The organism is Mangrovimonas sp. YM274 (assembly GCF_030908385.1).
GTDB lineage: Bacteria > Bacteroidota > Bacteroidia > Flavobacteriales > Flavobacteriaceae > Mangrovimonas_A.
The window spans coordinates 1,490,611-1,506,328 of record NZ_CP133091.1 but is presented as its reverse complement, the minus strand read 5'-3'; the positions used below and the strand labels follow the sequence as shown (position 1 = coordinate 1,506,328).

General features: G+C 36.8%; 12 protein-coding genes and 3 tRNA genes. 6 read left to right on the top strand and 9 right to left on the bottom strand.

What is annotated here, in order from left to right; all coding sequences use genetic code 11:
* The first annotated feature begins 61 nt into the window (after positions 1-61).
* The gene (locus tag RBH95_RS06610) at positions 62-880 is read left to right on the top strand and encodes a hypothetical protein (RefSeq protein WP_307901892.1); all 819 of its coding nucleotides are present in this window, start codon (positions 62-64) and stop codon (positions 878-880) included.
* A gap of 75 nt (positions 881-955) precedes the next feature.
* Here the strand turns inward: RBH95_RS06610 and RBH95_RS06605 are convergent, their stop codons facing one another.
* On the bottom strand, positions 956-1,888 hold the full coding sequence (locus tag RBH95_RS06605) for an FKBP-type peptidyl-prolyl cis-trans isomerase (RefSeq protein ID WP_307901891.1): 933 nt from the start codon (positions 1,886-1,888) through the stop codon (positions 956-958).
* Between the two features lie 190 nt (positions 1,889-2,078).
* Here RBH95_RS06605 and RBH95_RS06600 point away from each other — a divergent pair, with 190 nt between their 5' ends.
* Both RBH95_RS06600 and RBH95_RS06595 read left to right on the top strand, forming a co-directional pair.
* Positions 2,079-2,453, top strand: a complete 375-nt coding sequence (locus tag RBH95_RS06600) for an RNA-binding S4 domain-containing protein (protein ID WP_307901890.1) — start codon at positions 2,079-2,081, stop codon at positions 2,451-2,453.
* 51 nt (positions 2,454-2,504) lie between these two features.
* Positions 2,505-3,008 carry a phosphoribosyltransferase domain-containing protein gene (locus RBH95_RS06595; protein ID WP_307901889.1) on the top strand — a complete coding sequence of 168 codons (504 nt, stop codon included), beginning with the start codon at positions 2,505-2,507 and terminating at the stop codon, positions 3,006-3,008.
* Between the two features lie 10 nt (positions 3,009-3,018).
* Here the strand turns inward: RBH95_RS06595 and RBH95_RS06590 are convergent, their stop codons facing one another.
* On the bottom strand, positions 3,019-3,546 hold the full coding sequence (locus tag RBH95_RS06590; protein WP_307901888.1) for a shikimate kinase: 528 nt from the start codon (positions 3,544-3,546) through the stop codon (positions 3,019-3,021).
* A gap of 117 nt (positions 3,547-3,663) precedes the next feature.
* Here RBH95_RS06590 and RBH95_RS06585 point away from each other — a divergent pair.
* From RBH95_RS06585 to RBH95_RS06575, 3 genes are all read left to right on the top strand, one after another.
* Positions 3,664-3,736: transfer RNA gene (locus RBH95_RS06585), tRNA-Lys, on the top strand.
* A gap of 53 nt (positions 3,737-3,789) precedes the next feature.
* Positions 3,790-3,873, top strand: a tRNA-Leu gene (locus RBH95_RS06580).
* 50 nt (positions 3,874-3,923) lie between these two features.
* A tRNA-Lys gene (locus RBH95_RS06575) sits at positions 3,924-3,996 on the top strand.
* Between the two features lie 52 nt (positions 3,997-4,048).
* Here RBH95_RS06575 and RBH95_RS06570 read toward each other — a convergent pair.
* The 7 genes from RBH95_RS06570 to RBH95_RS06540 all read right to left on the bottom strand — a co-directional run bounded on the left by RBH95_RS06570 (position 4,049) and on the right by RBH95_RS06540 (position 15,578).
* Positions 4,049-4,573: a TlpA disulfide reductase family protein gene (locus RBH95_RS06570; protein ID WP_307901887.1), complete on the bottom strand. Its 525-nt coding sequence runs from the start codon at positions 4,571-4,573 to the stop codon at positions 4,049-4,051.
* A gap of 133 nt (positions 4,574-4,706) precedes the next feature.
* Positions 4,707-6,977 carry an aconitate hydratase gene (locus tag RBH95_RS06565; protein WP_307901886.1) on the bottom strand — a complete coding sequence of 757 codons (2,271 nt, stop codon included), beginning with the start codon at positions 6,975-6,977 and terminating at the stop codon, positions 4,707-4,709.
* Between the two features lie 168 nt (positions 6,978-7,145).
* Positions 7,146-9,926, bottom strand: coding sequence for a bifunctional aconitate hydratase 2/2-methylisocitrate dehydratase (locus RBH95_RS06560; RefSeq protein ID WP_307901885.1), 2,781 nt, complete (start codon positions 9,924-9,926; stop codon positions 7,146-7,148).
* Positions 9,927-10,371: 445 nt separating this feature from the next.
* Positions 10,372-11,325 carry a MoxR family ATPase gene (locus RBH95_RS06555; protein ID WP_307901884.1) on the bottom strand — a complete coding sequence of 318 codons (954 nt, stop codon included), beginning with the start codon at positions 11,323-11,325 and terminating at the stop codon, positions 10,372-10,374.
* A 1-nt stretch (position 11,326) separates the two neighbouring features.
* Positions 11,327-12,775: a peptidylprolyl isomerase gene (locus tag RBH95_RS06550; RefSeq protein WP_374047817.1), complete on the bottom strand. Its 1,449-nt coding sequence runs from the start codon at positions 12,773-12,775 to the stop codon at positions 11,327-11,329.
* A complete protein-coding gene (locus RBH95_RS06545; RefSeq protein ID WP_307901882.1) occupies positions 12,738-13,592 on the bottom strand; it encodes a peptidyl-prolyl cis-trans isomerase in 855 nt (284 codons plus the stop codon). The genes RBH95_RS06550 and RBH95_RS06545 overlap by 38 nt, the downstream gene beginning before the upstream one ends.
* Entirely contained in the window at positions 13,593-15,578 is a 1,986-nt protein-coding gene (locus RBH95_RS06540) for a peptidylprolyl isomerase (RefSeq protein ID WP_307901881.1), read from the bottom strand.
* Between the last annotated feature and the right edge of the window lie 140 nt (positions 15,579-15,718).

The window sequence follows — 15,718 nt, the reverse complement described above, 5'->3', positions numbered from 1 at the left end:
ATTCTACATGTCTCCACATATTATCGTACAAAACAAAGCATAATTATTTTACCCCAATAAAATGAAAAAACTAACCACTCTACTTTCGCTAATCTCAGTGCTATGTGCTTTTAATTTTGCAATAGCAGACAATAACACCACGCAATCTACTAACAGTACAATTCAAAGAGTACGCATTGATTTTGTAACGCCTCTTGGATACACTCGACATTTATTATTGGCATTTACCTCAGACAATTCTGCAACGGATGGCATTGATTATGGTTACGACGCTCCCAATATCGAGAATTTACCAGATGACTTAAACTGGCGAATTAACAATCAAAATTATGAGGTTCAAGGTGTTGGTGCTTTTAATGCCACAAAGTCCTATCCACTTGCCATGTTTTTGGATAATTCAGGTGAAATAGAAATAGCTTTGAACAATCTAGAAAATTTTGATACCGAAATTAATGTATACATTTACGACTCTATACTAAATACTTTTACACAAATTAACGATGCTAATTATTCAAAACAATTAACTAGTGGAGATCATTTGGACAGATACTACATTACCTTTTCCAATAATATTAATGAAATTACGTTCGTAAATAGTTCAAATGGCACTTTAGGATTAAAAAACAACCAAATTGAACCCGCCCAAATAACCTATTCGCAATATTCACAAAAATTACAAATCAAGACTTCTCAAGGCAACACAATAGAACATGTTTCTATCTACAATATGGCTGGACAAAGAATCTTAAATAAATTAAATATAAATACAAATGAAGCCGACATTCCATTTACAAAAACAGTAAATCAAACATATTTAATTGTTATTGAAAGTTCAAAGGGTACCTACACAAAGCAAATAGCTCTTAATAGCCTGAAATAATCCTTAAAATAGACACAAAAAAAGAGCCGCTAGTTATTAATAGCGGCTCTTTTTTTAATATAAAATAAACTAAATCTAATCTTGATTAGATTCAGTGGAGTTTTCATCTAAATAAAGAGGAACTCCTTCACTATTTAAATCGTTAGTTGGGTCACCATCATTATTTAAATCCTCATGCTTTGTTAATACATCATCACCATCATCATCCACATCCAAAAAGTTTGGAACTTCATCACCGTCGGTATCATCATTATATAAATCCTTATCTCCATCCAAATCTTCCAAATACGATGGCACCCCATCACTGTCATGATCATTAACTTCCGTTTGATACAATTCAAACTTGAATATTAAATTGGAATATGAAGGTATTCCGCTTTGTGCCGAAGAAAAATATCCTAAACCTGAAGGCAAAAACATGGCTCCAAAACCATAGCCTTCATACGTTACCGTTCCATCTCCATTTTCAACAAATGAAGTTGCGGCACTAAATTGAGGCAACACTTCCCTCCACCCAGGTATTACACTAAGTAAATCAAAATCCGAATCGGCATTTACAGTACTATCAAATACTTCTCCATCCATTGTATTCCCAGAATAGTTGGCCAATACGCTGTCTGAAAAGTGAGGCATATCACCTCCTCCTTGATTCAACCTTAAAATATAGTATTCGTATTCGGTTTCCTGGTAGGTGGTTAAATGGGTTTCTACAGCATCAATTAACAAAGTATTGTTCTCTGGATCCGGTAGCTCTAAATAATTCCCATCTTCATCCGTTGGTAATTCGGTTATTATCAAATCTGACAATGAAAAATTACCAGGAGTTGCAAAAGTAGAAGCGTTATAATAATGAGTTTCAAAATACCCCATTAAAGAATCCTTATCGGTCAATTGTTGTTCCTCTCGGTCTCTTTCTGGAATCGAGGTCGTTCCGTCATCATCCTTATTACAAGACACAAAGGACAAAATCACTCCCAGCAATATTACATGGTAATTTTTTAATTTCATATGCTTTTTTTTAACCTTAATCCTTCAAACCTGTAGTTTTGAAAGCTTAATACGTAGTTAACTAATTTTCCTTTTCTATATTGCACACTGTTAGGCAGAACACAACAATAATGCGTAATTTTAAGTGCGCAAGATACAATATTATAATACTTTTGTACAAAAAGATTAACGTAGATTTTATAATTTTAATATGAGAGTTGACAAATTTCTTTGGTGTGTGAGATACTATAAAACAAGGAGTATTGCAACAGAAGCCTGCAAAAAGGGCCATGTAAAAATAAATGAACAAGTAGCCAAACCAAGCAGGGAAGTTTTTATATCGGACACAATAGAATTACGCAAAGATCAAATCAATTATAAAATTAAGGTCAACGACGTGCCTCCTAATCGTGTTGGTGCAAAACTTGTCGATATATACCGAACCGATTTAACTCCAAAAGAAGAGTTTGAAGCCAAGGAACTTTTAAAATACTCTCAAGATTACTATAGAAAAAAAGGAACCGGCCGACCTACCAAAAAAGACCGTCGTGATCTTGAAGGCTATTATGGTGAAAATGATGACTGAATAGAACATTATTGAATTTTCTCCTTTATCTTTGACAAAACAACATTAGCGATGACTGTTACAAAAAACACTATACTAAACCACCAAGAAATCCAACATAAAATCCGTCGTATTGCTTATCAAATTTATGAAAGTAACGTTTCAGAAAAAGAGGTCATTTTAGCCGGAATAGATAGCAACGGGTATCTTTTGGCACAAAAACTCAAAGCCTCTCTAGATAACATTTCCGATATCAATACCATATTGTGCAAAGTGATTGTTGATAAAAAACATCCTTTGGAAGAAGTTAAAACCTCATTAAAGCAAGAGGACTACACAAACAAATCTATTGTATTGGTTGACGATGTATTAAACTCTGGCAGCACCCTAATCTATGGCGTTAAGCATTTTTTAAATGTTCCCTTAAAGCAATTTAAAACAGCCGTATTGGTGAACCGAAATCATAAAAAATACCCTGTGAAAGCCGATTTTAAAGGTATTTCACTTTCTACTTCTATTAAAGAACATGTAGAAGTAATTCTAGACGGAGACACCTTTGAAGCCTTCTTGCAATAAGCAAGAAGCTTCATTGCTCCACGCTCAAAATTTCACTTATAATATCATCTAAGCTCTTGCCATCCGTTAGAACAGTTACCTCACTTTGACTATAATAAGGTGAACGTTCAAAAAGATGTTTTCCTATAAACTCCACTAAAAGTTCTTCAGAATCCAAGTGTGCAATCAATGGCCTATTTATACGCTCCTCAAATAAACGTTTGGTTAAAGTAGGAATGGATGCCTTTAAATACACACTTTTAGCATTGGAAGCCGATAAAATTCTTCCCATATTATTTCCATAACAAGGCGTCCCCCCTCCTAACGAAATAACCTTGATCTCTTTTTGGTCAATAATTTCTTGAAGGTATTTTGATTCGGCTCTTCTAAAATAAATCTCTCCTTTTAATTTGAATAGTTCCCTAACAGTCATTCCCTCCTTTTCCTCAATAAAGACATCCAAATCTAAAAAATCACATTTTAAAATTTTCGCCAATTTGGCCCCAACCGAGGTTTTACCTGACCCCATGTACCCAACTAAAAATATTTTTTTTTCCATGTTATATATTGATTGCTAAAAGCATATGAATCTCTAAGGCAAAAAAACAAAAAATTATTTTGAAAATGGTTTGGAAAACAAATAAATCATCCTATCTTTGCACCCGCATTACAAAAAGACTCGGTAGCTCAGTTGGTAGAGCATAACACTTTTAATGTTAGGGTCCTGGGTTCGAGCCCCAGCCGGGTCACAAGTAAAAAGTTAAGCGAAATAGCTTAACTTTTTTTATTAAGTTGACCGTATGCGCACGTGGCGGAACCGGTAGACGCGCTAGCTTGAGGGGCTAGTATCCATTAGGATGTGGAAGTTCGAATCTTCTCGTGCGCACAGAATGCAACGCCTCTGAGAAGGGACGTTTTAAACCTCAAAAACATAATGACTCGGTAGCTCAGCTGGTAGAGCATAACACTTTTAATGTTAGGGTCCTGGGTTCGAGCCCCAGCCGGGTCACAAAGAAAAAAGTTAAGCGAAAAGGCTTAACTTTTTTTGTTTTATACCATCCTTACTTAATATTCAACAATTTTTCTATTTGTTCTTTTACCGCATCACTACTCCAATTGGCCGCACCTGTTTTATCTATAGCAATAGCGCCGTTCTTATCTATTAAAAATGTTCTCGGTATAGTAGATACCTCTAACTCTTTTGGAGGCGCTTGAAGCGGCCTATATGCCCTAAAACCGTAATTCTTTTTAATTAAAAATTGTTCTACTACAGGCTGTTCTTCATTACTAACAAATACAAACACAACTTCATCTTTATAAATTTCATAAAGTTCCTCCAGACTGTCCATTTCAGCAATACAAGGAGGACACCAAGTGGCCCAAAAATTGATTAACACCACCTTACCTTGATAGTCCTCAAAATTTACGATTTTGTCATTACTATCCATTAACTTCCAATTGTAGCTACTCAGGACCTCCCTATCTTCAACATCCTCAATCGAAGGACCAAATAAAGCCAGGCCTTTATTTATAAGCAATTGAATTGGAAACCTAGTTTGTGGTACTAAAAGCAGTACAAGTATCACTAAAAAAACAATATTTTGTTTTTGGGATTTATTCAGCTTCATATTCAAAAATAACTACAAAAGTTTTTATATCATCAAGAAAAAGGCTCCCATAATACTAGGAGCCTTTTCTTAATAATGCATTATCATATTTTTATGCGGCATTTTGCTTTTTGATAAGGTTCAATGCAGATCCCTCATTATACCATGCAATTTGCGCTTCATTATAACTATGGTTAACTGTAATGACATCTTTAGATCCATCATTATGTACCAACTCAATGCTTAAAGGCTTATCTGGAGCAAATTCATTCAGATCTAAGAAATTGAAAGTATCATCCTCTTGTACCAAATCATAATCATTTTCATTTGCAAAGGTTAAAGCTAACATCCCTTGTTTTTTAAGGTTTGTTTCATGAATACGTGCAAAAGACTTCACCAATACTGCCGCTACTCCTAAGTGCCTCGGCTCCATAGCTGCATGCTCTCTGGAAGACCCTTCTCCGTAATTATGATCTCCAACCACTACTGTTTTAATCCCTGCTGCCTTATACTCGCGTTGTACATCTGGTACGCCACCATACTCACCTGTCAATTGGTTCTTCACAAAGTTTGTTTGTTGGTTGTACGCATTCACAGCACCAATTAAGCAGTTGTTGGAAATATTATCTAGATGACCTCTAAAACGTAACCAAGGTCCTGCCATAGAGATATGGTCTGTGGTACACTTACCAAAAGCCTTGATTAATAATTTAGCTCCCGTTATAGTATCTCCAATTGGAGTAAATGGCTCCAACAATTGTAAACGCTCCGAAGTAGGACTTACAGAAACCTCTAACCCACTTCCATCTTCAACAGGATCTACATATCCATTTTCTTTAACTTCAAAACCTTTTGGCGGTAATTCCCATCCTGTAGGCTCATCAAACATTACTTCTTCACCATTTTCGTTGATTAACTTATCGGTGAGAGGGTTAAAGTCCAAACGTCCCGCAATAGCTATTGCCGCTGTTAATTCGGGGGATGCCACAAAGGCATGCGTGTTAGGGTTACCATCGGCACGCTTTGCAAAGTTTCTGTTGAAGGAATGCACAATACTGTTTTTAGGAGCATTTTTAGGGTCACTATATCGTGCCCATTGCCCGATACAGGGACCACAGGCATTGGTAAAAATTTTAGCGTCTAATTTTTCAAACACTTGAAGAATACCATCACGTTCGGCAGTATAACGCACCTGTTCAGAACCTGGATTTATCCCAAATTCTGCTTTGGTTTTTAAATTTTTATCCAAAGCTTGCTGTGCTATTGAAGAAGCCCTCGACAAATCTTCATAGGACGAGTTCGTACATGATCCAATCAAGCCCCACTCAACAGCCAATGGCCATTCATTGGCCTTTGCCTTTTCCGTCATTTCCTTACCAGCAGGTGTAGACAAGTCTGGCGTAAACGGACCATTTAAAAGTGGAGATAATTCTGAAAGATTAATTTCTATAACCTGATCAAAATATTGCTCTGGATTTTGGTATACTTCAGCATCTGCTGTCAAATAATCTTTGATTTCATTGGCAGCATCGGCAACATCAGCTCTTTCCGTAGCGCGTAAATAACGTTCCATGGATTCATCATAACCAAATGTAGAGGTGGTTGCTCCAATTTCTGCTCCCATGTTACAAATGGTACCTTTACCGGTACAAGACATCGCTGTTGCTCCCGGGCCAAAATATTCCACTATGGCTCCAGTACCACCTTTTACCGTTAAAATTTCAGCAACTTTAAGAATTACATCTTTAGGTGCCGTCCAACCAGATAGTTTTCCTGTTAATTTTACACCTATCAACTTTGGAAACTTAAGCTCCCAAGCCATACCGGCCATTACATCTACGGCATCAGCCCCTCCTACTCCAATAGCTACCATTCCCAAGCCTCCTGCATTTACAGTATGAGAATCGGTACCAATCATCATTCCGCCTGGAAAAGCATAGTTCTCCAAAACTACTTGGTGAATAATCCCTGCTCCCGGTTTCCAAAATCCAATTCCATATTTATTGGATACAGACGCCAAAAAATCAAACACTTCCTTACTAGTTTCATTGGCTTGTCTTAAATCTTCTTTCGCCCCTTGTTTTGCTTGAATTAAGTGATCACAGTGTACTGTAGTTGGTACGGCAACCTTAGGTTTTCCAGCTTGCATAAATTGCAACAATGCCATTTGTGCGGTTGCATCCTGACATGCAATTCTATCTGGAGCAAAATCCACATAATCCTTTCCCCTAACAAAAGCCTTCTCTGGAGTTCCATCCCAAAGATGTGAGTATAAAATCTTTTCAGAGAGTGTCAATGGTTTACCTACAACTTCACGCGCTTTATCTACACGTTCTGCCATGTTAGCATAAACCTCCTTTATCATGTCTATATCAAATGCCATAAGTTTTTTATTGTTTATTTCTATTCCTTTTTTTGGTGTTTACAATATACAAAATATGTACTCGTTTGAAAAACTTAAAATGTCAAGGTTTCCAATTCAAGGATTTAAAACGACAGAAAAAAAAAGTCCGAGTTAAAACTCGGACTTTCACATATATTAAATCAACTTTTAAGCTAATACCAATTGCTTTTGAGACGGTGAAAATCTAGTTAAAACTATACCTTCAACAGCTGCCTCATATTCTTCCATAGTAGGAGTTCTACCTAAAATAGTAGATAACACTACTACTGGAGTGGAAGACAATAAAGATTCTCCTTTTTTCTCTCCAGAATCTTTTACAACTCTTCCTTGGAATAAACGTGTAGATGTTGCCATTACTGTATCTCCTGGCTCCGCTTTTTCCTGGTTACCCATACACAGGTTACAACCTGGACGCTCCAAGTACAGCATGTTTTCGTACTTAGTACGTGCTAAACCTTTTGGTGCATTATCATCAAACTCAAATCCAGAGTACTTTTGTAATACTTCCCAATCACCTTCAGCTTTCAACTCATCAACAATATTATAGGTTGGAGGTGCTACAACTAAAGGAGCTTTAAACTCTACTTTACCTTGCTGTGCTTCGATGTTTTTCAACATTTGAGCCAATATCTTCATATCTCCTTTATGAACCATACAAGACCCTACAAACCCTAGATCTACCTGCTTTGTACCTCCATAATAAGACAATGGTCTGATGGTATCGTGGGTATATCGTTTAGATACATCTTCGTTGTTGACATCTGGATCGGCAATCATTGGTTCTGCAATCTCGTCCAAATCAATGACAACCTCTGCATAATATTTCGCGTTGGCATCTGGTCTTAAAGCTGGCTTAATTCCAGTTTTAACCTCTTGGATTCTTGCATTTGCTTTATCTACCAAACCTTGCAGTACTTGCGTTTCATTATCCATACCTTTTTCAATCATGATTTGGATACGATCTCTTGCAATCTCTAAAGATTCGATTAAAGTTTCATCTTCAGAAATACAGATAGACGCCTTGGCCTTCATTTCTGCAGTCCAATCTGTAAATGTAAAGGCTTGGTCTGAAGTCAATGTTCCAATGTGCACTTCAATTACACGTCCTTGGAATACGTTTTCACCTCCAAACTGCTTCAACATTTGTTGTTGCGTAGCATGCACTACATCTCGGAAATCCATGAAGCTTCTCATGTTTCCTTTAAAGGTCACTTTAACAGATTGCGGTATTGGCATAGTCGCTTCACCTGTAGCCAAGGCTAATGCTACAGTACCAGAATCGGCACCAAATGCAACTCCCTTAGACATACGTGTGTGAGAATCTCCACCAATGATGATATCCCAATCACTTACTGTAATATCATTTAAAACTTTATGAATTACATCGGTCATTGCATGGTAGACTCCTTTAGGATCGCGTCCTGTAATTAGGCCAAAGTCATTCATAAATCTCATCAATTTAGGAATATTCGCTTTGGACTTGTCATCCCAAACGGAAGCTGTATGACAACCAGACTGATACCCACCATCCACTATTGGTGAAATTACCGTAGCCGCCATCATTTCCAACTCTTGAGATGTCATTAACCCCGTAGTATCTTGAGATCCTACAATATTTACTTCAACACGAACATCAGAACCTGCATGTAATGTTTTTCCTGGAGTTGTTCCTACTGCATTTTGGTTGAATATTTTTTCTACTGCCGTTAGACCTTGACCATCCACAGAAATTTCTTTTGACGGTGCATAAACTTGAGGAATCTCAATTCCTAATACTTTAGCGGCAAACGTCTGTAATTTTTTCCCAAATACAACAGCGTAAGATCCCCCTGCCTTAATGAACTCCATCTTTTGTGGCGTTAAGGATGCAGAAATATCAATTAACTCTTGATCTCCATTATATAATTTCTTCTCTTTTGTATTAATGGTTAGAACGGTACCAGTTTCTACTGAATAGGCTTGTTCCAAAACGGGATCTCCATTTCCATCCAATACAACATTTCCTTCAGCATCTTTTTTCTTAACCCAATTCTTAAGATCAATTCCAATACCTCCTGTTACTCCCACAGTAGTAAGGAAAATTGGAGAAATTCCGTTTGTTCCAGCAATAACAGGAGCAATATTGATAAATGGTACATATGGGCTAGCTTGTATACCTGTCCATAAAGCCACATTGTTTACTCCAGACATTCTTGAAGACCCTACTCCCATAGTTCCTTTTTCAGCAACTAACATCACACGCTTATCCGGGTGTTGTTCTTGTAAGGCCTTAAGATCGTTTTGCATTTCTTTGTTATGCTCAAATATAGACTGTCCATGCAACTCACGGTCTGAACGAGAATGGGCATCGGCTCCAGGAGACAATAAATCTGTAGAAATATCCCCTACACCTGCAATAAATGTTACAATCTCTATTTTTTCTTCTACTTCCGGAAGTTCTGTAAAAAACTCAGCCTTAGCATAACTTTCAATCAATTGCCTTGCAATAGCATTACCTGATTTGAATGCTTCTTCCAAACGAGCAGTATCTGCTTCATAAAGGAACACCTGTGTTTTTAATACTTTGGCAGCTTCTGCAGCAATGGCCTCATCGCTTCCTAAAGCCAAATCAAGAAGCACTTCTACAGAAGGGCCTCCCTTCATGTGTGACAACTGCTCAAAAGCAAAAGCAGGGCTAATCTCTTCAACAACTGACTCACCAAGGATAATTTCTTTTAAAAATTTAGCCTTTACTCCTGCGGCACTGGTTGTTCCAGGCAAAGTATTGTAAATAAAGAAATTTAGAGAATCTTTGCGGCTTTCATTGTTCAAATCTTTAATTTGCTCAATGATTTCGCTTAATAAAGCTGCATCATCAATAGGTTTAGGGTGAAGTCCCTGAGCTTTACGCTCTTCGATTTCCTTGATGTAATCGTTGTATATATTCATATTTAAGATATTATAATTTAATGGCTTATAAGTGATAAAAAAATAGCGTCCAAAAACTACAGACACTCTATCTAAACCAAAGCCGTTTTTAAAATATTTTTTTTCTTTAGCCTCGCAAAAGTAAAGAATTAATACAAAGTTTTAAAAATAAAATAGTGAATACAATATTCAATTATATTAAATGCATATAGTGCTATAATTAATTGATATGACACTAGATTTAACTCTGCTTCAAAACCGCTGGTTGCCGAGAGATTCTTGAAATAAAGTCTTAATGATTGGGCGGTCTCTTAGGTCCATAAAGGGCTTTTCGAAATTAAGAATATAAAACATAGGTAACATACACCAACTTAGCTTTAAACTCTAATTTTAAAATTATTGAAGATTAAATTAAAAGGAAACCAAATAACGGACTATGGGAAGTTTATCGTATCCTTCTGCAAAATTAAAACAAACTCTCAATAATTTGCTCGTCAGTAACACCTTCCGCCTCTGCTTTGTAGTTTTTTATAATACGGTGTCTTAAGATGCCATTGGCAACAGCCTGTACATTTTCAATGTCTGGTGAAAATTTCCCCTGAATAGCGGCGTGTGATTTTGCTGCCAAAATCAAGTTCTGAGAGGCTCTGGGACCAGCTCCCCAATCAACAAACTCTTTTACTAAGTCTGATGCTGACGGTTCATTTGGTCTTGTTTTTGCAACCATTCCAACGGCATATTCAATAACATTGTCCGCTACAGGAATACGTCTGATAACACTTTGGAATTTGATAATTTCCTCTGCTGTGAACAAAGCATTCACCTCTGATTTAGTATCCGAAGTTGTTGACTTCACAACCTCTACCTCTTCTTTAAATGAAGGATATTTTAAGTTAATGGCAAACATAAAACGATCCAATTGGGCTTCTGGCAAAGGATAAGTTCCTTCCTGTTCGATTGGATTTTGCGTGGCAAGCACGAAATAAGGCAAACTTAATTTGTAATGGTGGCCAGCAACCGTCACCGCCCGCTCTTGCATAGCTTCCAATAAGGCTGCCTGCGTTTTTGGAGGCGTCCTGTTAATTTCGTCCGCTAAGATAATATTGGCAAAAATAGGTCCTTTGATAAACTTGAAATGACGATTTTCATCCAAAATTTCACTTCCTAAAATATCACTTGGCATCAAATCTGGTGTAAACTGTATACGTTTGAAATCTAACCCAAGAGCTTGTGCAATGGTATTTACCATTAAGGTTTTTGCCAATCCTGGCACTCCCACTAGGAGGGAATGACCACCCGAAAAAATGGAAATCAAAATTTGATTTACCACTTCATCTTGACCAACAATTACTTTAGCAACTTCACTTTTTAGGGCTTTGTGTTTTTTTACAAACTGTTCTACAGCTGTTACGTCAGACATATTATTTTTCTTTTTTTAACCAATTACTGTTAAACTCGCAATCTCTATATTCACCATTAATTTTGATATAGGTTTCCTGGATTTTCTCTTCGGTCCACTTATCAATGGCTTTTAATTGCTTTTCTTGTTCTGCTAGGCTTTTAATCTTCAAATAATCTCTGGCAAAATCTGCTTCATGCTCATCTATTCTATCTGTTACCGTCAAAATTTTAAATTTAATACGGTTTACTCGGTCTTCATCTTGCAATACTAAACTCACCTCTCCATCCTTTAAATGCTGGATTTGAGAGTATAATTCTGGATCCATTTTAGTCAACTCGAAATTATGATCTTGAGTTCTAGGATTAATCAATTGCCCGCCATCTTGTTTGGTTTCCTTCTCATCACTAAACTCCTTTGCGGCATCAGCAAACGACACATCACCATCTACAATGCGTTTTCTAATCAGCTCAATTTTATCTTTAGCCTCCTTAACAGCTTCTTGAGTGATTTCAGGACGCAATAAAATATGTCTTACCTCATAAATTTGGCCTTTAATCTTTTCTAGATAAATGATATGATATCCGAAATCGGTTTCAAAGGGCTCCGAAATCTCGCCTTCTTGTAATGAAAAAGCTACCTCCCTAAACTCCTTTACCATTTGCGGGTGCTTCTTGTTCAATTCGTATTTACCACCATTCTTCCTTGATGCAACATCATCTGAATAAAATACTGCTTTGGTAGTAAAACTAGCGCCATTTTCAATAACATCGGCCTTAAATTCCTTTAGCCTATCAATTACCTTTTGCTTTTCTTCTTGGGACACTTCCGGAATAACTACAATTTGAGCTACTTTCAGCTCTGTTCCAAACATAGGACGTTCGTCCTTAGGTATATTGTTAAAATATTCTCTAACCTCTTCCGGAGTCACTTCAATATCCTCAACAATCTTGTTTTGCATCTCAAATGCCAACTTTCCATTTTTGTTGATGATGAACATCTCCTCTCTTAGGCTTTCCTCACTATCTTTATTATAAAATTTCAACAGCTCATCCATAGAGCCATTAGTCTGCTCCAAGAAGGCATTAATCTGTTGATCGATATTGGAACGAATTTCCAATTCATTCACCGTAATACTATCCTGAATCGCGTGGTGGGTATATAATTTGTCCTCCAACAGTTTTCCAAACAACTGGCATCTTGTAATTTCTGCGGTAGAGACTCCCCTGGCCTGCAACTGAATAAATTCCTTATCGATATCTGAGTCTAAAACCACAAAATCTCCAACCACAGCTACAACCCCATCAACCTTTTTACGGGCATTAGGATCGATGATCTGCGCCTCCTTTTCTACTTCAGGCTCTTCTATAATTTCCTGGGCAGGAACCACTCCAAACGACATAAGCGCTAAAGTGGCCATCATAAATTTTAAATTAATTGAAGATTTCAAATTGTTTGTTTTTAATAGCATCTTTGGTAATATCTTTTTCCAGCTGTTTAATGAGTTCCAATTTCCTTTTGTTCATTACTATTTGATTAATGGTTGGCTTGACGTATTCCAAGGGCGCATAATCATTTTGCAAAAGGACATCATTTATTTGCATCAAATATAGGTCTAATGAATCTTTGAGCTGTAAAAAATTAGATTTTTTTAACAGTTCTTTTTTATTCTCAGCATGTAACACGGGAACCTTGTCGATTACTTGGGAAACTTTTACCCAAACGGAATCGTTCAAAGTATAGGATTTAAATTGAATTGAAATTGAATCTAAATAGGTTTTATCCTCTTCGTCATAGCGCTTAAAACGCTTCTCTATGTCCTCCCTGTTTATGGCGTTTTGAGCAATTTTAATATATCTCAGCTTAAGCAACTCTTCATTAAGCTTAAAAGTCTCTTTGTTGAGATCATACACCTTTTGAGCCTCTTCCTTGCTAACCGTGGTATCAATATTCTTTTTAACTAAAGCATCCAAATAAGCCTTGGTAAAAAGGTCTTTTTTATATTGCGATACTAGTTTATTGAAATCCTGCTGCATCTTCTCTGGTAGGTTGGTTTGTGCTCCATCCACCAATAAAAGTTGCGTTGCCCACCGGTTGATAAATCCATTTACTAAAAGCGTACTATCTTCTTTTGGGGTTCCCTCTGCCACCAAACCTTCAATATCTTCCTGATATAAATAAGATTCATTTACTCGAGCAATAGGCACTCTATCGTCTGTCTTTTTAAACAAATCGCATGAGAAAACCGTAAGCAACAGTAATAATATGATTAGGCTGTTTTTATTCAATTAATTCAGGATTTGAGATTTCACCTTAGCCAACACGTCTTGGTTTATTTCAACATTATAGCGCTCATGCAAAGTGTTCAACCAGTTTTTTTCAATATAATTTTGATAGTCGCTTACAACACTCCCTCTTGCTTCCTCGAAGGTTTTAGGCCCACTAGGATATACCTCTTCTACCATTGCAACATGATAGGAATCATTGAATTTATAAATCGAAGACACGCCTTTTTTAAATTCAAAATCTTCAGGCAATGCTTGATGCGTTGTATCCATTATTCCTTTAGTAAAAATAACCTTTTGTTCGCTTTCGGTATTCAACTTATCACTGATTTCTTCAACCGATTTGTTGTCTTCCAGCAAATCCTCCACCTTAGAAATATCTCTTTTCTTGGCCGCCGAAGCAACCACGGCATCTGCCCTAACCGGCCAAACGTAATCTGCCTTGTGCGATTCGTAGTAGCTTTTCAATCCAACGGTATCTTTAGAAGCGGTATTCCAAACTTCCTTTTCCATTAGGTCAAACAACAATAACCCATCTCTATATTCACCTAAAATAAAAGCGAATTCCTCGTCTTCAAATTCTAGATTACGCTCTCGGTATTCTATAAGTTTGGCTTCCAAAAAGGCTTCATACTCGGCCGCAACAACTTCGGTATTGGTCAATTGCTTTCCAAAATATTTTCTTTGAGAAGATACTAAATAATCCCCAAACGCTCCATAGGTGTAATCTTGTTTCCCTATGGTGATGAACGTTTTGTCTTTGATAAAATCCCCCGGTAAAGTCCAGTTGTTTTGAAAATAACTGGCGTTAATCAACCCTTCAAAATAAGTCAAGGCCTCTTGGTTATCCTTAACACTATAACGTTGTTTTAAGTTATTGGTAAGAGCCGTATTGATTAATGCCGATCTTGAATCACGCTTTACACGTTGTTCCAATTCCAACTTAATGGTATCAAACTCTGGGTTTCCCGTTTTGTCAATCAATTTCACGATATGCCATCCAAATTCTGTTTTAAACGGTTCCGAAATCTGTCCATTTTCCGTCAAGCCAAAGGCCACTTCTTCAAATTCCGAAGAGCTTAATTGCCCACCTTTAAATGATGGCAACAAACCGCCTTTAGCCGCCGAGCTTTTATCATCTGAAAACTGTTTTGCCACAGCCTCAAAAGACTCGCCTTGCATGATTTTTTTGTAGAGCTCATTAATTCTTACTTCTGGATTTAAAGAAGAATCCTTTTGAACTTTAGACACCATGATGTGCTCTACGGTAACTTCTCCTCTAGAAGGACGCTTGTCCTCAACCATCACAATATGATATCCAAAACGCGTTCTAAATGGCATAGAAATCTCCCCCACCTCAGTATTGTAAGCTACCGTTTCAAAATTATAAACCATTTTGAAGGCCGAAAAATACCCCAACTCCTCAGCATAAGTTTCATGTCCTTTGTAATTAATTTCTCTTGAACCAGGGGCCTTGTATTTGGTGTTCAACTCTTTAAACACGCTTTCAAAACCTTCTTTTTTAGCTCTTTCACGCAACTCCAATAAATCGTTGTACACCTTAAGAGTATCTCGTTCAGCTTCTTCTACACGAAATAAAATATGAGAAGCCTTAATATCATATGACATCCTATCGTAGGCTTCCTTCACCAAGGCATCGGTCACCTTATTATCAGTCAGGAAGTTTTTGGTCAGTTGCTTTTTGTAATTGGCAAATTCCCTTTTGTATTGGGCATTATCATCTAGTCCCAAACGTTTTGCCTCTTTAATTTTCAATTGATAATTCACAAAAAGCTTTAAATATTCATCTACATCTTTTTGTGATTCATCCTTTACCAAATCAAGATTCTTGTTATAAACCCTAATAAACTCAGAAGCCTTTACGGGGTCTCCATCCACAGTAAACAACACATCATCACTCGTAGTTTGCGCACATACAAACCCAGAAACAAATAATAAAAGGACTAAAAACTTTAGTTTTGATTTCATAGAAAAAACAATTGGTCAATTGCAGCAAAAATAACATAATTAACATATTTGACAAGCTGCTTTTATGAAACGTCCTTATAAAGCAATTCGTATAAAAAGAAGCTATCAGTCATGTTAAAACCGAACATTTCATTGTGTAA

What these genes read in the sequence shown, in the direction of transcription:
- RBH95_RS06595 (WP_307901889.1), top strand. Translation starts at nt 2,505, where the DNA reads ATGACTGTTACAAAAAACACTATACTAAACCACCAAGAAATCCAACAT.
- RBH95_RS06565 (WP_307901886.1), bottom strand. Translation starts at nt 6,977, where the DNA reads ATGGCATTTGATATAGACATGATAAAGGAGGTTTATGCTAACATGGCA.
- RBH95_RS06590 (WP_307901888.1), bottom strand. Translation starts at nt 3,546, where the DNA reads ATGGAAAAAAAAATATTTTTAGTTGGGTACATGGGGTCAGGTAAAACC.
- RBH95_RS06600 (WP_307901890.1), top strand. Translation starts at nt 2,079, where the DNA reads ATGAGAGTTGACAAATTTCTTTGGTGTGTGAGATACTATAAAACAAGG.
- RBH95_RS06540 (WP_307901881.1), bottom strand. Translation starts at nt 15,578, where the DNA reads ATGAAATCAAAACTAAAGTTTTTAGTCCTTTTATTATTTGTTTCTGGG.
- RBH95_RS06560 (WP_307901885.1), bottom strand. Translation starts at nt 9,926, where the DNA reads ATGAATATATACAACGATTACATCAAGGAAATCGAAGAGCGTAAAGCT.
- RBH95_RS06550 (WP_374047817.1), bottom strand. Translation starts at nt 12,775, where the DNA reads ATGCTATTAAAAACAAACAATTTGAAATCTTCAATTAATTTAAAATTT.
- RBH95_RS06605 (WP_307901891.1), bottom strand. Translation starts at nt 1,888, where the DNA reads ATGAAATTAAAAAATTACCATGTAATATTGCTGGGAGTGATTTTGTCC.
- RBH95_RS06610 (WP_307901892.1), top strand. Translation starts at nt 62, where the DNA reads ATGAAAAAACTAACCACTCTACTTTCGCTAATCTCAGTGCTATGTGCT.
- RBH95_RS06555 (WP_307901884.1), bottom strand. Translation starts at nt 11,325, where the DNA reads ATGTCTGACGTAACAGCTGTAGAACAGTTTGTAAAAAAACACAAAGCC.